This window comes from Geodermatophilus siccatus, assembly GCF_900103785.1.
Taxonomy (GTDB): Bacteria; Actinomycetota; Actinomycetes; order Mycobacteriales; family Geodermatophilaceae; genus Geodermatophilus; species Geodermatophilus siccatus.
Genome location: NZ_FNHE01000001.1, coordinates 157,918 through 179,430, shown reverse-complemented (window position 1 = coordinate 179,430; position 21,513 = coordinate 157,918). Strand labels below are relative to the sequence as shown.

17 protein-coding genes are annotated in these 21,513 nt (G+C 75.5%); 15 read left to right on the top strand and 2 right to left on the bottom strand.

The window, feature by feature from the left end; genetic code table 11:
• Nucleotides 1-203: 203 nt before the first annotated feature.
• Nucleotides 204-2,336, bottom strand: coding sequence for a glycogen debranching protein GlgX (gene glgX, locus BLS21_RS00815; RefSeq protein ID WP_091212609.1), 2,133 nt, complete (start codon nucleotides 2,334-2,336; stop codon nucleotides 204-206).
• Nucleotides 2,337-2,413: 77 nt separating this feature from the next.
• Between glgX and BLS21_RS00810 the strand changes: the two genes are divergently transcribed.
• The 11 genes from BLS21_RS00810 (at nucleotide 2,414) to ligA (ending at nucleotide 16,797) form a co-directional block, all read left to right on the top strand.
• On the top strand, nucleotides 2,414-3,205 hold the full coding sequence (locus BLS21_RS00810; protein WP_245699882.1) for an ABC transporter ATP-binding protein: 792 nt from the start codon (nucleotides 2,414-2,416) through the stop codon (nucleotides 3,203-3,205).
• Nucleotides 3,206-4,966 carry a hypothetical protein gene (locus BLS21_RS00805; RefSeq protein ID WP_091212607.1) on the top strand — a complete coding sequence of 587 codons (1,761 nt, stop codon included), beginning with the start codon at nucleotides 3,206-3,208 and terminating at the stop codon, nucleotides 4,964-4,966.
• Between the two features lie 212 nt (nucleotides 4,967-5,178).
• Nucleotides 5,179-6,801 carry a glycosyltransferase family 39 protein gene (locus BLS21_RS00800; RefSeq protein ID WP_175479349.1) on the top strand — a complete coding sequence of 541 codons (1,623 nt, stop codon included), beginning with the start codon at nucleotides 5,179-5,181 and terminating at the stop codon, nucleotides 6,799-6,801.
• Between the two features lie 150 nt (nucleotides 6,802-6,951).
• Nucleotides 6,952-7,737, top strand: a complete 786-nt coding sequence (locus BLS21_RS00795; protein WP_091212602.1) for an enoyl-CoA hydratase/isomerase family protein — start codon at nucleotides 6,952-6,954, stop codon at nucleotides 7,735-7,737.
• A 130-nt stretch (nucleotides 7,738-7,867) separates the two neighbouring features.
• Nucleotides 7,868-8,647, top strand: a complete 780-nt coding sequence (locus tag BLS21_RS00790) for an electron transfer flavoprotein subunit beta/FixA family protein (protein WP_091212599.1) — start codon at nucleotides 7,868-7,870, stop codon at nucleotides 8,645-8,647.
• 31 nt (nucleotides 8,648-8,678) lie between these two features.
• Nucleotides 8,679-9,656 carry an electron transfer flavoprotein subunit alpha/FixB family protein gene (locus tag BLS21_RS00785; RefSeq protein WP_091212596.1) on the top strand — a complete coding sequence of 326 codons (978 nt, stop codon included), beginning with the start codon at nucleotides 8,679-8,681 and terminating at the stop codon, nucleotides 9,654-9,656.
• Nucleotides 9,657-9,808: 152 nt separating this feature from the next.
• Nucleotides 9,809-11,203 (top strand): MFS transporter, encoded by a 1,395-nt coding sequence (locus BLS21_RS00780; RefSeq protein WP_091212593.1) that lies wholly within the window; start codon nucleotides 9,809-9,811, stop codon nucleotides 11,201-11,203.
• Nucleotides 11,200-12,405: a cysteine desulfurase family protein gene (locus BLS21_RS00775; protein ID WP_091212590.1), complete on the top strand. Its 1,206-nt coding sequence runs from the start codon at nucleotides 11,200-11,202 to the stop codon at nucleotides 12,403-12,405. Before BLS21_RS00780 ends, BLS21_RS00775 begins: the two co-directional genes overlap by 4 nt.
• The gene (mnmA, locus tag BLS21_RS00770; RefSeq protein ID WP_091212587.1) at nucleotides 12,402-13,475 is read left to right on the top strand and encodes a tRNA 2-thiouridine(34) synthase MnmA; all 1,074 of its coding nucleotides are present in this window, start codon (nucleotides 12,402-12,404) and stop codon (nucleotides 13,473-13,475) included. Before BLS21_RS00775 ends, mnmA begins: the two co-directional genes overlap by 4 nt.
• 43 nt (nucleotides 13,476-13,518) lie before the next feature.
• Complete coding sequence (locus tag BLS21_RS00765; RefSeq protein WP_091212584.1) at nucleotides 13,519-14,562, top strand: methionine synthase; 1,044 nt, start codon at nucleotides 13,519-13,521, stop codon at nucleotides 14,560-14,562.
• A 57-nt stretch (nucleotides 14,563-14,619) separates the two neighbouring features.
• Complete coding sequence (gene ligA / locus BLS21_RS00760; protein WP_091212581.1) at nucleotides 14,620-16,797, top strand: NAD-dependent DNA ligase LigA; 2,178 nt, start codon at nucleotides 14,620-14,622, stop codon at nucleotides 16,795-16,797.
• Nucleotides 16,798-16,887: 90 nt separating this feature from the next.
• Here ligA and BLS21_RS00755 read toward each other — a convergent pair whose 3' ends face one another.
• Nucleotides 16,888-17,556: an ACT domain-containing protein gene (locus tag BLS21_RS00755; RefSeq protein WP_091212579.1), complete on the bottom strand. Its 669-nt coding sequence runs from the start codon at nucleotides 17,554-17,556 to the stop codon at nucleotides 16,888-16,890.
• A 205-nt stretch (nucleotides 17,557-17,761) separates the two neighbouring features.
• Between BLS21_RS00755 and gatC the strand changes: the two genes are divergently transcribed.
• The 4 genes from gatC to gatB all read left to right on the top strand — a co-directional run bounded on the left by gatC (nucleotide 17,762) and on the right by gatB (nucleotide 21,442).
• Nucleotides 17,762-18,127: an Asp-tRNA(Asn)/Glu-tRNA(Gln) amidotransferase subunit GatC gene (gatC, locus tag BLS21_RS00750; RefSeq protein ID WP_091212576.1), complete on the top strand. Its 366-nt coding sequence runs from the start codon at nucleotides 17,762-17,764 to the stop codon at nucleotides 18,125-18,127.
• A gap of 74 nt (nucleotides 18,128-18,201) precedes the next feature.
• On the top strand, nucleotides 18,202-19,740 hold the full coding sequence (gene gatA / locus BLS21_RS00745) for an Asp-tRNA(Asn)/Glu-tRNA(Gln) amidotransferase subunit GatA (protein WP_245699879.1): 1,539 nt from the start codon (nucleotides 18,202-18,204) through the stop codon (nucleotides 19,738-19,740).
• Nucleotides 19,737-19,916: a hypothetical protein gene (locus BLS21_RS00740; RefSeq protein WP_091212573.1), complete on the top strand. Its 180-nt coding sequence runs from the start codon at nucleotides 19,737-19,739 to the stop codon at nucleotides 19,914-19,916. Before gatA ends, BLS21_RS00740 begins: the two co-directional genes overlap by 4 nt.
• A complete protein-coding gene (gene gatB / locus BLS21_RS00735) occupies nucleotides 19,913-21,442 on the top strand; it encodes an Asp-tRNA(Asn)/Glu-tRNA(Gln) amidotransferase subunit GatB (protein WP_091212570.1) in 1,530 nt (509 codons plus the stop codon). The genes BLS21_RS00740 and gatB overlap by 4 nt, the downstream gene beginning before the upstream one ends.
• The last annotated feature ends 71 nt before the right edge of the window (nucleotides 21,443-21,513 follow it).

Sequence of the window (21,513 nt, the reverse complement as noted above, 5' to 3'; positions counted from 1 at the left end):
CCGGGGCTCCCGGCGTTCTGGGGACCGGGGGGCTCCGCCCCCGCGCTGTTCCGCCTGCCCTCGCGCCGGTGCACCGGCGTGGGAGCGGCAGGAACCGCGCGGGAGTCGGGCGGGCCGGTGCCGGCGTTCCCCGTGCTCTGCCGGCGCTGCCGCACCCGCGCGGCGCGGGCAGCCCCGGCAACGGGGCCGGTGGGACCGCGGGGTCACGGCCTCCGGAGGACGCGCAGCAGCCAGACGCAGCGGGGCGGCACCTCGATCGGGCCGGGCGCGACCGCGGTCGGACGCGGCGGCGCGCCGGTGGACCACTCGGTCGAGACGACGAACTCGTAGCCGTCGGCCCACGGAGCGCCGGGCAGCTGCACGGTGACCGGCTCGGCGCCGGCGTGCAGCTGCACCAGGTAGGAGTCGTCCTGCACCGGCCGGCCGCGCTGGTCGCGGTGCCGGATCCCGCGGCCGTCGAGGTACATCCCGATCGTCTGCAGGTCGTTGTCGAACCAGTCGCCGGTGTCCAGCTGCGCGCCGCCGGGGGCGAACCAGGCCAGGTCGCGGGTGCCGCCGGTGTCGGCGACCTCGTGGCCCTCGAAGAAGGCCTCCTGCCGCAGCACCGGCGACTCCCGGCGCAGCCGCAGCAGGCGGCCGACGAAGGCCCTCAGGTCCTCGTCGACGTCGGCCCAGTCCAGCCAGGAGATCTCGTTGTCCTGGCAGTAGGCGTTGTTGTTGCCGCCCTGGGTGCGGCCCAGCTCGTCGCCGGCGGTGAGCATCGGGACGCCGGTCGACAGCAGCAGCGTGGCCAGGTGGTTGCGCACCTGCCGGCCCCGCAGCGCGCAGACCTCCGCGTCGTCGGTCGGGCCCTCCACCCCGCAGTTCCAGTTGCGGTTGTGGCTCTCGCCGTCCCGGTTGTCCTCGCCGTTGTCCTCGTTGAGCTTGTGCTCGTAGGTGACCAGGTCGGCGAGGGTGAAGCCGTCGTGGGCGGTCACGAAGTTCACGCTGGCGAAGGGACGGCGGCCGTCGGAGCGGTAGAGGTCCGACGAGCCGGTCAGCCGGTAGGCCAGGTCGCGCACCCCGACGCGGGCGCCGGACCACACGTCGCGGACGGTGTCGCGGTACCGGCCGTTCCACTCCGTCCACAGCGGCGGGAAGTTGCCCACCTGGTAGCCGCCGGGGCCGACGTCCCACGGCTCGGCGATCAGCTTCACCTGGCTGACCACCGGGTCCTGGTGGACGACGTCGAAGAAGGCCGAGAGCCGGTCGACGTCGTGCAGCGAGCGGGCCAGCGCGGCGGCGAGGTCGAAGCGGAAGCCGTCGACGTGCATCTCGGTGACCCAGTAGCGCAGCGAGTCCATGAGCAGCGCCAGCACCTGGGGACGGCGGACGTCGAGGGTGTTCCCGCAGCCGGTGTAGTCCTGGTAGCGGGAGGGCTCGCCCTCGCGCAGCCGGTAGTAGCCGCCGTTGTCGATGCCCTTGAACGACAGCGTCGGGCCGGTGTGGTCGCCCTCGGCGGTGTGGTTGTAGACGACGTCGAGGACCACCTCGATGCCCGCGGCGTGCAGCGTCTTGACCATCGCCTTGAACTCGGTGACCTGCTGCCCGGCCGTGCCCGAGGAGCTGTAGGCCGCGTGCGGGGCGAAGTAGCCCAGCGTGTTGTAGCCCCAGTAGTTGGTCAGCCCGCGGCGCAGCAGGTGCGGCTCGCTGACGAACTGGTGCACCGGCAGCAGCTCGACGGCGGTCACGCCGAGGGACTGCAGGTGCTCGACGAACGCGGGGTGGGCCAGCCCGGCGTAGGTGCCGCGCAGCGCCGGGGGGACGTCGGGGTGGCGGGTCGTCGCGCCCTTGACGTGCACCTCGTAGATGACCGTGTCCGACCAGGGGGTGGCGGGGGAGCGGTCGCCGTCCCACGGGAAGGCGTCGCGGACGACGACCCCGCGCGGCACGTACGGCGCGGAGTCGCGCGGGTCGGGGCCCTCACCGCCCTCGTACCGGAAGCCGAACAGGGCCGGGTGCAGGGTCTGGTCGCCGTCGACGGCGCGGGCGTAGGGGTCCAGCAGCAGCTTGGCCGGGTTGTACCGCTGTCCGGCACTGGGGTCCCATCCGCCGTGCACGCGGTAGCCGTAGCGCTGGCCGGGGCCGACGCCGGGCAGCCGGCCGTGCCACACCTGGTGGGTGTTCTCCTGCAGCCGGTGCCGGTGCTCGGTGCCGTCCTCGTCGAACAGGCACAGGTCGACCGCGTGCGCGCCGGCCGACCACAGCGCGAAGTTGGTGCCGGTGCCGTCCCAGTGGGCGCCCAGGGGGGCGGGTCGGCCGGGCCACACCTCGTACTCGTCCGGGCTGTTGCGCACGCCGGCGATCCTGTCAGCCCCGGCCGGCTCCGGGTCGCAGCGGCGCGGGACCGGGTGCGGGTTGGTTGGATGGGGTCGTGTCGAGCGATCCGGTCGTCGAGATGCAGGGTGTGGACGTCGTGCGCGGGGAGACGCACCTGCTGCGCGGCATCGACTGGACGGTCGAGGCCGACCAGCGCTGGGTGGTCCTCGGCCCCAACGGCGCGGGCAAGACGACGCTGCTGCAGCTGGCCGCGGCGCAGATGCACCCCACCCGCGGCGAGGTCACGCTGCTCGGGGAGACCCTCGGGGCGGTCGACGTCTTCGAGCTGCGGCCGCGGATCGGGCTGACCAGCGCCGCGCTGGCCCAGCGGATCGAGCCCGGCGAGCGCACCGGCGACGTCGTCCTCTCCGCCGGGTACGCGGTGGTCGGCCGCTGGCGGGAGCGCTACGACGTCCACGACCTCACCCGCGCGGCGATGCTCATGCAGCAGTGGGGCGTGACCCCGATGGCGCACCGCCCGTTCGGCACGCTCAGCGAGGGCGAGCGCAAGCGGGTGCAGATCGCCCGCGCCCTCATGCCCGACCCGGAGCTGCTGCTGCTCGACGAGCCGGGCGCAGGGCTGGACCTCGGCGGCCGCGAGGACCTGGTCAGCCGGCTGACCGACCTCGCCCGCCACGCGTACGCCCCGGCGCAGGTGCTGGTGACCCACCACGTCGAGGAGATCCCGCCGGGCTACACCCACGCGCTGCTGCTGCGCGGCGGGGAGGTCGTCACGGCCGGGCCGCTGGAGCAGGTGGTCACCCAGGAGGCGCTGTCGGAGACCTTCGGCCTGGCGCTGCAGGTGCAGCGCGCCGACGGGCGCTGGACCGCCCGCCGGGCGGCGTAGATGAAGGACCTCCTCCGCCCCACCCCGCGCAAGCTCGGGGTGGTGCCCTGGAGGAGGCCGGCCGGCGTCGCTGCGGCGCCGGATGGCCCGCGTCGGCGCCCGTCGCTGCCGGCGGTCGTGGCGGGGGTGGCCCTGGCGCTCGGGGTCGTCGTCCAGCTGCTGCCCCTGGTGCTGTTCCCCACGGTGCTCAGCCAGGACGGCCCGGCGCACGTCGCCGGGGCCTGGGTGCTGCTGCACTCCGGGGACGACGGCGCGACCGGCGCGGTGCTGGCCGAGCACTACCGCACCGACCTGACGCCGGTGCCCAACATGCTGGCCACACTGCTGCTGGCCGGGCTGGTGCCCCTGGCCGGGCCGGACGGCGGGGAGAAGCTGCTGGTCGCCGGTCTGGTGGTCGGGCTGGTCGGCGCGCTGGCCGGCGCGGTGCGCGCCCTCGACCGGCGGGCCTGGTGGCTGGCCGCGGCGGCGCTGCCCCTCGCCGGGAGCCACCTGGTGGCCTACGGCTTCTACAACTTCGTGCTCGGGGTGATCGGGGCGCTGCTGGTCCTCGCCCTGGTGCTGCGCCGCCGGGACGGGTGGCGGTTCCCGGCGGCAGCGGGCCTGGCCGGGCTGCTGGTGCTGACCTGGAGCGCCCACCTGCTGCCGTGGGTGTTCGCGGCCGGCAGCGCGCTGGCGCTGGCGGGGGTGCGCGCCACCGGGGCGGTCCGCGGTGGGCAGCCGGTCCCCGCCGCCGTCGGCCGGCACGCCGTCCCGGTGCTGGTGGCCGTCCTGCCGTCGGCCGCGCTGACCGCCGGCTACCTGGCGACGGGGGAGGGGCCGCCGGCCGAGGGCGACCTCGCGGCGTCGTCACGGCGGCTCGGGGAGCTCGTCACCGGCCTGCGGCCGTTCGTCACCGGCTGGGGCGCGGAGCGGCTGCCGGCGCTGCTCACCGTCGTCGTGCTCGCCGTCCTCGCCGCCGCGGCGCTGCGGCGGGCGCGGCCGGGCGATCCCGGGCTGGGGCCAGAGCGGGTCGCCCTCGGGCTGCTGCTCGTCGGCGTCACGGCGGTCTACTGGCTGACGCCGGACCGCCTGAGCACCGACTTCGGCTTCCTCGCCGCCCGGCTCGCCTGGTTCCCCCCACTGCTGCTGGTGCTGTGGGCGGCCACCCGCGCCCCGGGCCCGCGCGCCGGCGCCGCCGCGGCCGTGCTCCTGGTCGCCGCCGCCTCGGCCGCCGCCATCACCCGGCTGCCCGCGGAGTCCGCCGCGGCCGAGGAGGTGGCCGAGCTGCTGGCGCTGGCCGAGCACATCCCGCCGGGCTCGACGATCGCCGTCCTGCAGTACGACCGGTCGGTCGTCTCGCCCGGCACCGGCTTCCCGGACCCGCTGCGCCACGAGTCCAGCCGGCTGGCCGTCCGCGCGGGCGGCGTCGACGTCGGCCACTACGAGGCGGTGCACGACTACTTCCAGGTGCGCTTCGACGGGCCGCCGTACCTGCGGCAGCGGCTGGACGCCGACCCGCAGATGCGCGGGCTCGAGCGCATCCCGCCGGTGGTCGACCTGCCCGCGGTGCGCGGTGACCTCGACGCGGTCGTCGTGCTGGGCCTGGACCGGGCGGACCCCGACGTGCGGCGGGCCGCGGGCACCCGCGCCGTCACCGCAGAGCTGTCGGCCCACTACGCACAGGTGGCGACCTCGCCGTCCGGCCTGGGGGTGCTGTGGCGCGCCGACCCGGCGTCCGGTCAGACTGCGGGGGGCGGCAGCGCGGCCGCCCCGACGGGCTGACCCCGGGTTCCGCTCCAGGAGCCCGGGGTGTCGCCGTCTCGCCGTGCCGGGAGGACCAGCGCGGCGGATCAGGACCCGGGGGCACCGGGAGAGCTTCGGAGGACGCGTGCGCAGGCCACTGCCGGGGACCGGCTCCACCGTCGACGTCGGAGCGGGACCCGCCGGGTCCGCCGTCTCCGGGGCCCCCGGGTGGCCGCCCCGCCGTTCTCCGCGTGCTGCCTAGGCTCGGCGGCACGCAGGCCGCCCCCACCTCCCCGGCGCCGGTCCGCCCGGCCCGCCGGTCCGCCCTGTGGACCCGCCTCGGCGAGCGCTCCGGTCAGCCGTGGTCGGTCGCCGTCCTGTGGGTCCTCCTCGGCGGTCTCGTCACCGCCGGGGTGGTCACCCGTTTCGTCGCCCCGCCGGAGCTCTGGCTCGACGAGGCGCAGAGCGTCGCGATCGCCCACCTGCCGCTGCCGGCCCTGTTCGCCGCGCTGGAGCAGGACGGGTCGCCGCCGCTGTACTACCTGCTCCTGCACGTCTGGACGGCGCTGTTCGGGACCAGCGCGACCGCGGTGCGCGCCCTGTCGGCGGTCATCAGCGTCCTCACCCTGCCGCTCGCCTGGTACGCCGCCCGCCGGCTGGCCGGCCGCCGCGCGGCGGCCGCGCTGGTCGTGCTGCTGGCGACCTCGCCCTTCCTGATCCGCTACGCCAGCGAGACGCGGATGTACGCGCTGCTGGTGCTGCTGACCGTGATCGGCATCGGCGCGGGCACCGCGGTGGTGCGCCGCCCCGGCGCCGGGCCGGTCCTCGGGTTCGGCGCGGTCACCGGCGCCCTGCTGCTGACGCACGTGTGGGCGTTCCACGTCGTCGCGGTCACCGGGGTGCTCGCGCTCGCGGCGCTGCCGTTCCGCCGCGGCCCGGCGCTGCGCCTGCTCGCCGGGCTGGCCCTGGGCGGGCTGCTGTTCAGCCCCTGGTTGCTGTCGTTCCTCGTGCAGCTGGCCCACACCGGGACCCCGTGGGCCGCCTCGCCCGGCTTCGCGGTGCTGCCCCTGGCGCTGGAGGCGTGGCAGGGCGGCGGCCAGGTGCGTGCCCACGTCCTCGGGACGGCGCTGCTGCTGCTGGCCACCGTCGGCCTGCTCGCCGCGGCCGCCGCCCGGGGCCCCGGCGAGCGCACGGTGGTCCTGTCCCTGCGGCCGCGCCGCTCGCGCCTGGTGCTGCTGGCACTGTCGCTGGGCACGCTGCTGGTGGCCGGCGAGGTCAGCCGGCTCACGGGCACCGCGGTCCACGACCGCTACACCAGCGTGGCGGTGCTCGCCTTCCTGACGCTGGCCGCGCTGGGCGTGGCGGCCCTGCCGGGGCCCGCCGTCCGCGCCGCCGCGCTGGTGGCGGTCGCCGGTCTGGGGCTGGCCACCGCGCTGCCCCAGGTGGCGGAGCCCCGCACGCAGGCCGGGGAGGTGGCCCGGGCGCTGGACGACGCGGCCCCCGGCGACCTCGTCGTCTTCTGCCCCGACCAGCTCGGGCCCGCGGTGGCCCGGCTGGTGCCGCCGGAGGCCGGGCTGGACCTGGTCGTCTACCCGGACCTGCGCCCGGCCGACCGGGTCGACTGGACCGACTACGAGGCCCGCATGACGAGCACGCCGTCGGCCGCCGTCGCCGGCGACGTGCTGCAGCGCGCCGGCGACGGGTCGGGCATCTGGGTGGTCACCGGGCCGGGGTACCGCGTGCCCTCGACCCATCGCTGCGGGTTCCTGGTCGCCGCGCTCGAGGCCGCCCGCGGGGACGCGGAGCTCGTCGTGGCACCCGACCGCCGGATCTTCGAGGACAGCCGGCTGCAGTACCTGCCGCCGGCCGCCTGAGGGAGGACCCTCTGCCACCACTCGCGAGCCCGCGGCGGGGCCCTGCGGAGGGGCCGTACCCGTACGTCACCGGGCCGACCGCCACGGGGAGCGGTGCCGGCCGCTGGCTAGGGTGCGGGCGACGACGTCGTCCACCGCCAGGAGGTCCCCGTGGCAGATCCGGAGTTCGTGACGCTGCAGGTCGAGGACGGGGTGGGGACCATCCGCCTCGACCGGCCGAAGATGAACGCGATCGACGAGCAGCTGCACCTGGAGGTGCGCGCCGCGGCCCTGGAGGCCGGCGAGCGCGAGGACGTGCGCGCCGTCGTGCTCTACGGCGGGGAGCGGGTCTTCGCCGCCGGCGCGGACATCAAGGCCATGTCCCAGCTCGACGGCCGCAGCATGGTGGCCTGGGGCCGGGAGCTCACGGACTCCTTCACGGCGGTCCAGGAGATCCCCAAGCCGGTCATCGCCGCCATCACCGGCTACGCGCTCGGCGGCGGCTACGAGCTGGCCCTGTGCGCCGACTTCCGGGTCATGGGGGCCGGCGCGAAGGTCGGTCAGCCCGAGATCCTGCTCGGCGTCATCCCCGGCGCCGGCGGCACCCAGCGGCTGGCCCGCCTGATCGGCCCGGCCAAGGCCAAGGACCTGGTCTTCACCGGCCGCCACGTCGGTGCGGAGGAGGCGCTGGAGGTCGGGCTGGCCGACGCCGTCGTCCCGGACGCCGAGGTGTACGACACCGCCGTCGCCATGGCCCGCAAGTTCGCCGCCGGGCCGCCGCTGGCGCTCGCCGCCGCCAAGAAGGCGATCGACGAGGGCCTGGACCGGCCGCTGCGCGAGGGCCTGACCCTGGAGAGCCGGCTGTTCGCCGAGCTGTTCGACACCGAGGACCAGAAGACCGGCATGCGCTCGTTCCTGGAGAGCGGGCCGGGCAAGGCCACCTTCTCCGGGCGCTGAACCCCCGCGGGGGCCGGGGTGACCCAGGTCACCCCGGCCCCCGGCGGGACGGTCGTTACCCGGCGGTAACCTCCACTATCGGAGCAGGCGGGCGCTGGCCCGCGCCCCTATGCGTGGAGGTGGGTTGACGATGGACATCGTCGTTCTGGTCAAGCAGGTCCCCGACTCCGGGAGCGAGCGCAACCTGGACCCGGCGGACAACACCGTCGCCCGGGGCAGCGCGGACAACGTCGTCAACGAGATCGACGAGTACGCCATCGAGGAGGCACTCCAGCTCAAGGAGGCCCACGGTGGTGAGGTCACCGTGCTGACCGTCGGCCCCGAGTCGGCGGCCGACGCGATCCGCAAGGCCCTGTCGATGGGCGCGGACAAGGCCGTCCACGTGGTGGACGACGCCATGCACGGCGCCTGCGCCCCGCAGACCAGTGCGGTCCTGGCCGCGGCGCTGCAGCAGATCCCGTTCGACATCGTGCTGTGCGGTGCGGAGTCCACCGACGGCCAGCTGTCGGTGATGCCGGCGCTGCTCGCCGAGCGGCTGGGCATCCCGCAGCTGTCGGGCGCGCGCAAGCTGACCGTCGAGGGCGGCGTGGCGCGGGTCGAGCGGCAGACCGACGGCGGCTACTGGGCACTGGAGGCGCCGCTGCCGGCGATCGTGTCCACCTGGGACACCATCAACGAGCCGCGCTACCCCTCCTTCAAGGGGATCATGGCCGCCAAGAAGAAGCCGGTGCAGAAGAAGTCGCTGGCCGACCTCGGCATCGACCCCTCCACGGTCGGTCTGGCCACCGCCACCAGCCAGGTGCTCGACTTCGCCGGCCGCCCGCCGAAGGGCGCCGGTGTCAAGGTCGACGACGAGGGCGACGGCGCCGCGAAGCTGGTGGACTTCCTGGCCACCCAGAAGATCGTCTGACCCGGATCGAAGCGCAGGAGGAGACACAGTCATGGCAGAGGTCAACGGGTCCGAGGTGCTGGTCCTCGTCGAGCTCAACCCGGCCGGTGAGGGGGTCCGCAAGACCACGCTGGAGGCGCTGACCGCCGCCCGCGCGCTCGGCGAGCCCTCCGCGGTCGTCGTCGGCGGCCCCGGCGCGGCGGCCGCCGCCAAGGCCCAGCTGGCCGAGTACGGCGCGCAGCGGGTCTACGTCGCCGAGTCCGAGGAGGTCGACCAGTACCTGGTCGCGCCCAAGGCCGAGGTGCTCGCGCAGCTGGTGGCCGAGAAGCAGCCCGCCGCGGTGGTCATCCCGTCCTCCCCGGAGGGCAAGGAGATCGCCGGCCGGCTGGCCATCAAGACCGGCAGCGGCTTCCTCACCGACGTCACCGAGATCGCCCCCGACGGCACCGCGACCCAGGTCGCCTTCGCCGGGGCGACGATCGTGCACTCCAAGGTCACCGTCGGCACCCCGATCTACACGGTGCGCGGCAACTCGGTCACCCCCGAGCCGGCTCCCGGCGCGGCCGAGGAGGAGCAGGTGGCGGTGCAGCTGTCCGACGCCGCCAAGGCCACCCGCGTCGTCGACCGGGTCGTGGAGCAGAAGTCCTCCCGCCCGGAGCTGACCGAGGCCTCGATCGTCGTCTCCGGCGGTCGCGGCGTCGCCTCGGCGGAGAACTTCTCCATCATCGAGGCGCTCGCGGACTCCCTCGGTGCGGCGGTCGGCGCCTCCCGCGCCGCGGTCGACTCCGGCTACTACCCGCACACCTTCCAGGTGGGGCAGACCGGCAAGACCGTCAGCCCGCAGCTCTACATCGCGGTCGGCATCTCCGGCGCCATCCAGCACCGGGCCGGCATGCAGACCTCGAAGACGATCGTGGCGGTCAACAAGGACCCCGAGGCCCCGATCTTCGAGCTGGCCGACTTCGGCGTCGTGGGCGACCTGAACACCGTCGTCCCGCAGGCCACCGAGGCCATCAACGCCCGCAAGTGAAGGACCCCGTCCTCCCCGCCCTTCGCACGCTCAGGGTGGGGGGACGGGGCCGTTCCAGTACGTCGCCACGTCGAGCGCCGGTCCCGTCGGGGACCGGCGCTCGACGCCTGTCCGGCGGGAAGCGTCCCGGCCCTGACCGGGTTGGCGGAGAGGTGGACGCGAGCACGGTGCCGGGGATCCTCGACCGGGCGCACCGGCGGACGACGGCGGGCCTGCTCATGCTCGTCACCTTCATCGCGTTCGAGGCCATGGCCGTCGGGACGGCGATGCCGACCGCGGTCGCCGAGCTCGACGGGCTGGCCTGGTACGGCTGGCCGTTCAGCGCCTTCCTCGTGGCCTCGGTCGTGGGCATGGTCGTCGGCGGGGACGCCGGTGACCGCCGCGGCCCCCGCAGCGCGCTGCCCTGGGGCGTCGCGGCCTTCGCCGCGGGGCTGCTGGTCGCCGGGCTGGCCGGGAGCATGGCGGTCTTCGTCGCCGGCCGGGCGCTCCAGGGGCTCGGCGCCGGCGTCATGGTGGTCCTGCTGTACGTCATCGCGGGGCAGGCCTACGACTCCTCGCTGCGGCCCCGCCTGTTCGGCGCCATCTCCGCGGCGTGGGTGCTCCCGGCCCTGGTGGGGCCGGTCCTGGCCGGGCTGGTCACCACGCACGCCAGCTGGCGGCTGGTCTTCCTCGGCCTGCTGCCGCTGATCGTCCTCGGCGCCCTGCTGGTGCTCTCGGCCGGCCGTTCCCTGACCGCGCCGGACTCCCCGCCACCCCCGGCGCGGGGACGCCGCTGGTGTGCGGTGCTCGCCGGTCTGGGCATCGCGGCGCTGCAGTACGCCGGCCAGCGCCTGGACCTGGTGGCGGTGCCGGTCGCCGTCGTCGGCGCGGGCGCCCTGCTCGCCGGCCTGCGCCCGCTGCTGCCGCGCGGGACCGCCCGCGTCGCTCCGGGGCTGCCGGCGGTGGTCGCCTCCCGTGGACTCCTGGCCGGCGCCTTCTTCGGCATGGACGCGCTGATCCCGCTGCTGCTCACCACCGTGCACGGCTACAGCCCGACCGCCGCGGGTCTGCCGCTGACCGCCGGCGCGGTCGGCTGGGCGCTGGCCTCGCAGATGCAGGGCCGCTTCGCGCAGGTGCCGCGGGAGCGGCTGCTGCGGCTCGGTTTCGTGCTGCTCGCCGTGGGCCTGGCCGCGACCGTGCTGGCCGCGGTCCCCGCGCTGGGCGGCTGGCCGGCCTACCTGACCTGGGCGCTCGCCGGCCTGGGCATGGGCTTCGGGATGCCCAGCGTCGGCGTCCTGCTGCTCGAGCAGTCACCGGAGCACCGCAGGGGTGCGGACTCGGCCGCGCTGCAGATCGCCGACGTCACCCTGTCGGCGCTGTCCATCGGGCTGGCCGGCGTCCTCGTCGCGGCGGCCACGCAGGGGCTGCTCGGTCTGCCCGCGGCCGTGGCGGCGTCCATCGCCGTCTGCACCGCCCTCGCGCTGCTGGGCGCACGGCTGGCCGGGCGGGCGGCTGCTCCGCCGCGGGAGGCGGTCCGCGGCGCCGGGACTACCCTGGCGGCGTCATGAGCAGCTCCGAGGCGGTGTACCTGGACCACGCGGCGACCACGCCGATGCTGCCCGCGGTGCTGGCCGCGATGACCGAGCAGCTGGGCCGCGTGGGCAACGCCTCCTCGCTGCACGCCAGCGGCCGCGCCGCGCGCCGGGTCGCCGAGCAGTCGCGCGAGCGGCTGGCCGAGGCGCTGGGCGCCCGCCCGTCGGAGGTGCTGTTCACCGGCGGCGGCACCGAGAGCGACAACCTCGCCGTCAAGGGCCTGTTCTGGGCCCGGCGCGACGCCGACTCCCGCCGCCGGCGCATCGTGGTCAGCCCCGCCGAGCACCACGCGGTGCTCGACAGCGTCGAGTGGCTGGCCAAGCACGACGGCGCCGACGTCACCTGGCTGCCCGTCGAGCCGACCGGCCGGATCACCCCCGAGGCGCTGCACGCGGCGCTGGGCACCGGTGAGGACGTCGCCCTGGCCAGCGTCATGTGGGCCAACAACGAGATCGGCACGGTCAGCGACCTGGCCGCGCTCGCCGAGGTCGCGCACGACGTGGGCGTCCCGCTGCACAGCGACGCCGTCCAGGCGGTCGGGCAGGTGCCGGTCGACTTCGCCGCCAGCGGCGTCGACGCGCTCACCATGACCGGCCACAAGCTCGGCGGGCCGATGGGCGCCGGCGTCCTGCTGCTGCGGCGTGAGGCCGAGTGCACCCCGCTGCTGCACGGCGGCGGGCAGGAACGCGACGTGCGCTCCGGCACCCTCGACGTCGCCGCGATCGTCGGGCTGCAGGTGGCGACCACCCTCGCCGTCGCCGAGCGGGAGGAGCGGGCCGCGCGGCTGTCGGTGCTCCGCGACCGGCTGGTGGCCGGCGTGGTGGCACAGGTGCCCGACGCCCAGCTCAACGGCACCCCGCTGGACGACGTCGTCGCCGGCGGGCCGGGGCGGCTGCCCGGCAACGCGCACCTGTCCTTCCCCGGCGCCGAGGGCGACGCGCTGCTCATGCTGCTCGACGCCCGCGGCGTGGAGTGCTCCACGGGGTCGGCCTGCAGCGCCGGCGTCGCGCGGCCCAGCCACGTGCTGCTGGCCACCGGCGCCGACCCCGACCGCGCACGCAGCTCGCTGCGCTTCAGCCTCGGGCACACCTCGACCGATGCCGACGTCGACGCCGTCCTCGACGTGATCGGCCCGGTCGTGGAGCGCGCCCGCAGGGCCGGGATGGGGCGACGATGAGGGTGCTCGCCGCGATGAGCGGCGGGGTCGATTCGGCCGTGGCCGCGGCGCTGGCCGTCGAGGCCGGGCACGACGTCACCGGCGTCCACCTGGCGCTCTCGCCGGACCGCCGGACGCTGCGCAGCGGCGCCCGCGGCTGCTGCAGCGTCGAGGACGCGCACGACGCCCGCCGGGTCGCCGACGAGCTCGGCATCCCGTTCTACGTCTGGGACCTCGCCGAACGCTTCACCGAGGACGTCGTCGAGGACTTCGTCGCCGAGTACGCCGCCGGCCGCACGCCCAACCCGTGCCTGCGCTGCAACGAGAGGATCAAGTTCTCCGCGGTGCTGGACCGGGCCCAGGCGCTCGGCTTCGACGCGGTCGTCACCGGCCACCACGCGCGGCTGGCCGGCGGGGAGCTGCGGCGGTCGGTCGACGCGGCCAAGGACCAGTCCTACGTGCTCGCCGTCCTCACGGCCGACCAGCTGGCCGGCGCGGTCTTCCCGCTGGGCTCGATGACCAAGCAGCGGGTGCGCGAGATCGCCGCCGAGCGCGGGTTCGCGGTGGCCACCAAGGCCGACTCGCACGACATCTGCTTCATCCCCGACGGCGACACCCGCGGCTTCCTCGCCCGGCGGCTCGGCGTGCAGCCCGGGCCGGTCGTGGACGCCGCCACCGGCGCGACGGTGGGGGAGCACGCGGGCGCCTACGGCTTCACCGTCGGCCAGCGGCGCGGGCTCGGCGTCGCCGTCGGCGACTCCCGGCCCCGCTACGTGCTCGGCATCGAGCCGGTGACCCGCACCGTGACCATCGGCACCGCCGACCTCGCCGGGGTGGCGGAGGTCCGCACCGCGCCGCCGACCTGGACGGGCACCGCGCCCGCGCTGCCGTTCCCCGCGGAGGTCCAGCTGCGGGCGCACGGGACCCCCGTGCCGTGCCGGGTGACCGCGGGGGACGACGGCGGCCTCCGGCTGCTGCTGGGGTCGCCGCAGCGCGGTGTGGCGCCCGGGCAGTCGGCGGTGCTCTACGCCCCCGACGCCGAGCGCGGCGACCTGGTGCTGGGCCAGGGCACGGTCCTCGCCACCGCCTAGCCGTACGGCCCCGGGCGGCGACGCGCGGACTACCGTCGCCGCCGTGACCCCACCGATCGACCCCGTCCCACCGGTCGACCCGTCCACCGAGGAGGAGCCGGCGCCCGCGCGCCCGTCGTGGGGTCCGGCCACCGGGGTCGGCTCGCTGCCCGGCACCGACCCGGTCGAGGCGCTGCGGGTGGTCACCGGCGAGCTGCCCGAGTTCGCGCACCTGCCGGAGCTGCCCGGCCGCGGCCCCGGCGCGGACCTCGTCGGGCGCAGCGCCGCGCTGCTCGTGGACCTCGCGGTCGAGCTGACGCCCGCGGGCTGGCGGCTGGTGCCGCGGCCGGGGATGGACCAGCGCCGGGCCGGGGAGCTGCTGGCCCGCGACCTCGACGCGCTGTACGACGTCGCCGGGGGCTACACCGGGCCGTTCAAGGTGCAGGCCACCGGCCCGTGGACGCTGGCCGCCGGCCTGGAGCGCACCCGCGGTGACCGCGCCGTCGTCGACCCGGGTGCGCGCCGGGACCTCGCCCAGTCGCTCACCGAGGGCCTCGCCGCGCACGTCGCCGCCGTGTCCGCGCGGGTACCGGGTGCACAGGTGGTCGTGCAGCTGGACGAGCCGTCGCTGCCCGCCGTCCTCGCCGGCGCGCTGCCCACCGCGAGCGGGTGGGGGAGGCTGCCCGCCGTCGACGCGCCGGTGGCGGAGCAGGAGCTCGCCGCCGTCGTCGACGCGCTGCCCGGCCCCGTGGTGGTGCACTGCTGCGCCGACCGCGCGCCGCTGGGGCTCCTCCACGCCGCGGGGGCGGACGCCGTCTCCTTCGACCTCGGGCTCGTGCAGGACCTCGACGCGCTCGGCACCGCCGTCGAGGCCGGCACCCACCTGTTCCCGGGCGTCGTCCCGGGCACCGACGCCCCGCTGCCCGCGCCGAGGGCGACCGCGTCGCGGCTGCAGGCGTGGTGGCGCGAGCTCGGCTTCCCCGCCGACGAGCTGCACGAGGCCGTCACGCTCACGCCGTCCTGCGGCCTGGCCGGTGCGACACCCGGCTACGCGCGCGCGGCGATGTCCCACGTCCGCGAGGTGGCGCGGTACCTGCTGCCCGAGTGATGCACACAGCTGGGTGACCGTCGGTTCGCGGTCGTACCCGCCGGTTACCGTTCCGCCGTGACCACCGACGCCGAGCTGGACCAGCCGCTGGCCGACGCCCCACGGGTGGAGGCCGCCGCCGAGCGGGAGGACGTCACCGAGGTCCCCGACGAGGCGCGGACCCGGCACCGCGACCTGTCCGAGGAGCTCGACCGCTACGCGTTCGCCTACTACGTCCAGGACGCGCCGCTGGTCAGCGACGGCCAGTACGACGAGCTCATGGGCGAGCTCAAGGTGATCGAGGCCGCCCACCCGGCGCTCGTCACGCCGGACTCGCCGAGCCAGAAGGTCAACGGCGGCTTCACCGCCACGTTCGCCCCGGTGCGGCACCTGGAGCGGATGCAGAGCCTGGACAACGCGTTCTCCGGCGACGAGCTGTCGGCCTGGGCCGCCCGCGTCGAGCGGGAGGTCGGCTCCGCGGCGGTCTACCTGTGCGAGCTGAAGGTCGACGGCGTCGCGGTCGACCTGGTCTACGAGCGCGGCCGGCTGGTGCGCGCGGCCACCCGGGGGGACGGCGTCACGGGGGAGGACGTCACCGCCAACGTGCGCACGATGGACGACGTCCCGCAGCAGCTCACCGGCGACCCGGACGACGGCACCGTCCCGCCGCTGCTCGAGGTGCGCGGCGAGATCTACTTCCCGGTCGCCGCCTTCGCCGACGTCAACGCGGGCATGGTCGAGCAGGGCAAGGCGCCGTTCGCCAACCCGCGCAACGCGGCCGCGGGGTCCCTGCGCCAGAAGGACCCGCGGATCACCGCCTCCCGGCCGCTGCGCCTGGTGGTGCACGGCCTCGGTGCCCGCGAGGGGTTCTCGCCCGAGCGGCAATCGGAGGCCTACACCCGGCTGCGCGAGCTGGGCCTGCCGGTCAGCGACCGGTTCGAGGTGCTCGACGACCTCGAGGGCGTGTGGGCCTACATCGAGCGGTACCGCGAGCAGCGGCACTCCGTGGAGCACGAGATCGACGGCGTGGTGGTCAAGGTCGACCAGGTGGCGCTGCAGCGGCGGCTGGGCTCGACCTCTCGCGCGCCGCGGTGGGCGATCGCCTTCAAGTACCCGCCGGAGGAGGCCACCACCAAGCTGCTCGACATCCGGGTCAACGTGGGGCGCACCGGGCGGGTGACGCCGTTCGCGTACATGGAGCCGGTGAAGGTCGCCGGGTCGACGGTGCAGCTGGCCACGCTGCACAACGCCAGCGAGGTCAAGCGCAAGGGCGTGCTGATCGGCGACACCGTCGTCATCCGCAAGGCCGGCGACGTGATCCCCGAGGTCCTCGGTCCCGTCGTCGCCGCGCGCACCGGCGACGAGCGCGAGTTCGTGATGCCGACGCACTGCCCGGAGTGCGGCACGGAGCTGCGGCCGGAGAAGGAGGGCGACGCCGACATCCGCTGCCCGAACGCCCGGTCCTGCCCCGCGCAGCTGCGGGAGCGCGTCTTCCACGTGGCCGGCCGGGGGGCGTTCGACATCGAGAACCTGGGCTACGAGGCGGCGATCGCGCTGCTGCAGAGCGGTTTGCTGCAGGACGAGGGCGACCTGTTCTTCCTCGACGAGGCGGCGCTGTGCCGCACCGCGTTCTTCACCAGGAAGGACGGCGACCTCTCGGCCAACGGGCGCAAGCTGCTGACCAACCTGCAGACCCGCAAGGACGTGCCGCTGTGGCGGGTGCTGGTCGCGCTCTCCATCCGGCACGTCGGCCCGACGGCGGCGCAGGCCCTGGCCCGCGACTTCCGCTCGCTGGACCGGATCGCCGAGGCATCCGAGGAGGAGCTGGCCGCCGCTGACGGCGTGGGGCCCACGATCGCCCGCTCGGTCAAGGACTGGTTCACCGTCGACTGGCACCGCGAGGTGGTCGAGAAGTGGCGGGCCGCCGGGGTGCGGATGGCCGACGAGGGGGAGGGCGACGGACCGGGGCCGCTCACCGGGGTCACCGTCGTCGTCACCGGCTCGCTGCGCGACCACAGCCGCGACCAGGCGATCGCCGCGATCCAGGAGCGCGGCGGCAAGGTCACCGGCTCGGTCAGCAAGAAGACCGGGTTCGTCGTCGTCGGGGCCGACCCGGGCAGCAAGTACGACAAGGCGGTGCAGGTCAAGGCGCCGATCCTGGACGACGACGGCTTCCGGGTGCTGCTCGAGGAGGGGCCGGACGCGGCCCGCGCCGTCGCCACGATCGGCGACGGCAGCGAGCCCGCCGCAACCTGACCGCCGGCCGTGCGGCGGTGTCCGCACCGATGGCCCTCCTGCAGGGGTCCGCCGCGAGCCTGCGAACGGCGGGGGCAGGTGGGCCCTTCCTCAGGCCGGGGGCAGGTGGGCGACGCTCGCGGCGATGCCGGCGAGGTGCACCAGCCGCAGCAGCTCCGAGCGGCGGAACGCCGGCCCTCCGGAGCGACCGATGACCACCGCCGTCCCGGGGTCGCCGAAGGGGGTGGCCATCATCTCGATGGCCATCTCCCGCCACCGCTCGGGAAGCCACTCCGCCTCGCTCGGCAGGAGCTGTGGCGCGGACATCGGCAGCCAGGGCAGGGTCATCTCGTCGAACGTCGGCGCAGCCTCGGAGGCGGCGAGCACCTCGCAGGGACACCGCTGCGCGCCGCGGAGGACGACGGCCCAGCCGCTGTGGAACACCCGCGGCAGCTCGGCGGCGAGCAGCTTCGCGGCGGTGCCCTCGGCCGCCCGGGCGAGCGCCTCCAGCAGCTCGAGCTCGCGGTGCATGTCGAGGGGGCCGGCAAAAGGGCGCAGCGACTCGACCTGCACCCCCGGCACCGACCGCGCGGCGGTGATCAGGCTGTCGGGCACCCGGCCTGCGGGCAGGTCCACGAGGATGTCGTCGACGGCGACGCCGCCACCTCGCTCCAGGACGTCGACGGAGACGATGTCGACGCCCGCCCCGCCCAGCGCCGTGGCGACGGCGCCGAGGATGCCGGGGCGGTCGGGCACGACCAGCCGCAGGAGATAGGACACGGTTCCTCCGTGCTCGAGGGTCGGGCCGATCTCCGTCGATCGCGGGCGGCGTCAGCTTCCCCCATCGACCACCCGCGGGTCGAGCGACCTCCCCGGAGCTGCCTCCGGCCGACCGGCGCGGACGGCCCGGCACGTACAGTGGCGGGGTTCCGAACGTGGTGACGAGCGCCCGTCGGGTGCCGACCGAGGAGAGTCCCGCCCCAGCATGAGCACCCCCTCCCCGCAGGAGACGGCCGAGTCGCAGGCACCCGCCGCGCTCGGCCGCGAGGTCACCGCCGGACTCGGGCGCGACGACGTCGCGCACCTGGCCCGGCTGGCCCGGCTCGCCCTCACCGACGAGGAGCTCGACCACTTCGCCGGGCAGCTGTCCGCGGTGCTCGACGCGGTCGCCGAGGTCGGCAAGGCCGACGTCGAGGACGTCCCCCCGATGACCCACGCGGTGCCGCTGACCAACGTCACCCGCGAGGACGTCGTCACCCCGAGCCTGCCGCGGGACGTCGTCCTCGCGGAGGCCCCGGCGGCCGAGGACGACCGCTTCCGCGTGCCGCAGATCCTGGGGGAGGAGGAGTGAGCGAGCTCGCGAGCTCATCGAGCAGGCAGAGCAGCACCGCGAAGGCGGCCGACGAGCGCCAGCGAGGAGGGCGAGTGAGCACCCCGATGGACACCGACCTGACGACCCTGGACGCCGCCGAGCTCGGCCGCCGGCTGGCCGCCGGCGAGACCAGCTCGGTGGAGCTGACGCAGGCCTACCTCGACCGGATCGCCGCGCAGGACGACGTCCTCGGCGCCTACCTGCACGTCGACGCCGAGGCCGCGCTGGCCCGCGCCGCCGAGGTCGACGTCGCCCGCGCCGAGGGTGAGGAGCTCGGCTCGCTGGCCGGCCTGCCGGTGGCGCTCAAGGACGTCTTCGTCACCCAGGGCGTGCCCACGACCAGTGGCTCGAAGATCCTCGAGGGCTGGCGCCCGCCGTACGACGCGACCGTCGCAGCGAGGCTCAAGGCGGCCGGCACGGTGCTGCTGGGCAAGACGAACATGGACGAGTTCGCGATGGGCTCCTCCACCGAGAACTCCGCCTACCGCCCGACCCGCAACCCGTGGGACCCCGACCGGATCCCCGGCGGCTCCTCGGGCGGGTCGTCGACCGCGGTCGCCGGCGGGCTGGCCCCGTGGGCGCTGGGCACCGACACCGGCGGCTCGATCCGCCAGCCGGCCGCGATGACCGGGCTGGTCGGGCACAAGCCCACCTACGGCGGGGTCTCCCGCTACGGCCTGATCGCGTTCTCCTCCAGCCTCGACCAGGCCGGCCCGATGGCGCGCACCGTGCTCGACGCCGCCGTCCTGCACGAGGCGATCGGCGGGCACGACCGGTGCGACTCCACCAGCATCGACGCCCCCGCACCGGTGCTGACCAAGGCCGTGCGGGAGGGGGCCCGCGGCGAGCTGGCCGGCCTGCGCGTGGGCGTCGTCCGCGAGCTCGGCGGCGACGGGCACGCCGAGGGCTACGACGCCGGCGTCCTGGAGCGCGTGCGGGAGACCGTCGAGCTGCTGGCGGGCATGGGCGCCGAGGTGCGCGAGGTGTCCTGCCCGGCGTTCGACCTGGCGCTGCCGGCCTACTACCTGATCGCGCCCAGCGAGGCGTCGTCCAACCTCGCCCGCTTCGAGGGCATGCGCTTCGGCCTGCGGGTGGGGGACGACGGCAGCCGCTCCCTCGAGGAGGTCATGTCGCTGACCCGCGAGCAGGGCTTCGGGCCCGAGGTGAAGCGGCGGATCGTGCTCGGCACCTACGCCCTGTCGGCCGGCTACTACGACGCCTACTACGGGCAGGCGCAGAAGGTCCGCACGCTGATCACCCGCGACTTCACCGCCGCGTTCGACGACGTCGACGTGCTCGTGAGCCCGACCAGCCCGACGGTCGCCTGGCCGATCGGCGCGCGCGTCGACGACCCGCTGGCGATGTACGCCGCCGACCTGTGCACCCTGCCGGCCAGCCTCGCCGGGCTGCCGGCGATCTCGGTGCCGTGCGGGCTGTCCGAGGGGCTGCCGGTCGGCTTCCAGGTCATGGCCCCGGCCCTGGCCGACGACCGCTGCTACCGGGTCGCCGCCGCGGTCGAGGCGGCGCTGGATGCCGCCCGCGGCTCCCGGTTCCTCGACCAGCTCACCGACCGGACGGAGGCGCCGGCGTGAACGGTGCGCTCAAGGCCGCCTGGGGCCTCACCGCGTTCGTCGTCCTCGTGGGCCTGGTCGGCTGGATCCTCACCGGCGAGGCCTTCTTCGCCGTCTTCCTCGTCCTGGGCGTGCTCACCGCCGTCGGCGCCGTGCTGACCGGCCGCTCCGTCCGCAAGGAGAACGACCCCTCATGACCACCGCGCAGGCCCCGTCCTCCCACGGCACGGACCGACTCGTGGACTACGACGAGCTCCTCACCCGCTACGAGCCGGTCATCGGCCTGGAGACCCACGTCGAGCTGGGCACCGCGTCGAAGATGTTCTGCGGCTGCGCCACGACCTTCGGTGCCGAGCCCAACACCCAGACCTGCCCGGTCTGCCTGGGCCTGCCGGGCTCGCTGCCGGTGGCCAACGCCGCCGCCATCGAGGCGACCATCCGCATCGGGCTGGCGCTGGGCTGCCGGATCGCCTCGTGGTGCCGCTTCGCCCGGAAGAACTACTTCTACCCGGACATCCCCAAGGGCTTCCAGACCAGCCAGTACGACGAGCCGCTGTGCACCGCCGGGCACCTGGACGTCGAGGTGGACGGCGAGACGTACCGCGTGGAGATCGAGCGGGTGCACCTCGAGGAGGACACCGGCAAGAACCTGCACGTCGGCGGGGCCACCGGGCGCATCCACGGCGCCTCGCACTCGCTGGTCGACTTCAACCGGGCCGGCATCCCGCTGGTCGAGATCGTCACCCGGCCCGTCCCGGGCGCCGGAGCCAAGGCCCCCGAGGTCGCCCGCGCCTACGTCACCGAGCTGCGCGACATCATCCAGACCCTCGGGGCCTCCGACGTCCGGATGGAGCAGGGCAGCCTGCGCTGCGACGTGAACACCTCGCTGGCACCGGTCGGCAGCCTCGAGTGGGGCACCCGCACCGAGACCAAGAACGTCAACTCGCTGCGCAGCGTCGAGCGGGCGGTCCGGTACGAGATGCGCCGCCAGGCCGCGGTCCTGGACGCCGGAGGACGCGTGCTGCAGGAGACTCGGCACTTCCACGAGGACAGCGGCAGCACCTCGCCGGGCCGGAGCAAGGAGGAGGCGACCGACTACCGGTACTTCCCCGAGCCCGACCTGGTGCCGGTCGCGCCGGACGCCGAGTGGGTCGAGAAGCTGGCCGCCGAGCTGCCCGAGCTGCCCGCCGCCCGTCGCGCGCGGCTGCAGGAGGAGTGGGGCCTGTCGGCCACCGAGATGGCCTGGCTGGTCAACGCCGGCGCCCTCGGCCTGGTCGACGCCACCGTCGCGGCCGGCGCGACGCCGGCCGACGCCCGCAAGTGGTGGCTGGGCGAGCTGGCCCGCCGGGCCAACGACGCCGGGATGGAGCTCGGCGAGCTCGCCGTCACCCCGCGTCAGGTCGCCGAGCTCACCCGCCTGGTGGCCGAGGGCACGGTCAACGACCAGCTGGCCCGTCAGGCGCTCGACGGCGTGCTGGCCGGCGAGGGGGACCCGGCGCAGGTCGTCGAGGCCCGCGGCCTGGCGGTGATGGGGGAGTCCGACGAGCTGGTCGCCGCCGTGGAGGCCGCGATCGCCGGGGCGCCCGACGTCGTCGCCAAGGTCCGGGGCGGCAAGGTGCAGGCCCTCGGTGCGCTGGTCGGCGCCGTCATGAAGGCCACCCGCGGCAAGGCCGACGCCGCGACCGTGAAGCGCATGCTCGAGGAGCGCGTGGTCGGGAGCTGACCCCCGCGATCGCGGCGCCGTGACCACCTCGTCCACCGCGAGGGTGGTCACGGCGCCATGGTCGTCGAGGG

Excerpts from the sequence above, each read along its gene's own strand:
- mnmA (WP_091212587.1), top strand. The coding sequence starts at position 12,402 with ATGAGGGTGCTCGCCGCGATGAGCGGCGGGGTCGATTCGGCCGTGGCC.
- BLS21_RS00785 (WP_091212596.1), top strand. The coding sequence starts at position 8,679 with ATGGCAGAGGTCAACGGGTCCGAGGTGCTGGTCCTCGTCGAGCTCAAC.
- BLS21_RS00805 (WP_091212607.1), top strand. The coding sequence starts at position 3,206 with ATGAAGGACCTCCTCCGCCCCACCCCGCGCAAGCTCGGGGTGGTGCCC.
- gatC (WP_091212576.1), top strand. The coding sequence starts at position 17,762 with ATGAGCACCCCCTCCCCGCAGGAGACGGCCGAGTCGCAGGCACCCGCC.
- gatB (WP_091212570.1), top strand. The coding sequence starts at position 19,913 with ATGACCACCGCGCAGGCCCCGTCCTCCCACGGCACGGACCGACTCGTG.
- BLS21_RS00775 (WP_091212590.1), top strand. The coding sequence starts at position 11,200 with ATGAGCAGCTCCGAGGCGGTGTACCTGGACCACGCGGCGACCACGCCG.
- BLS21_RS00790 (WP_091212599.1), top strand. The coding sequence starts at position 7,868 with ATGGACATCGTCGTTCTGGTCAAGCAGGTCCCCGACTCCGGGAGCGAG.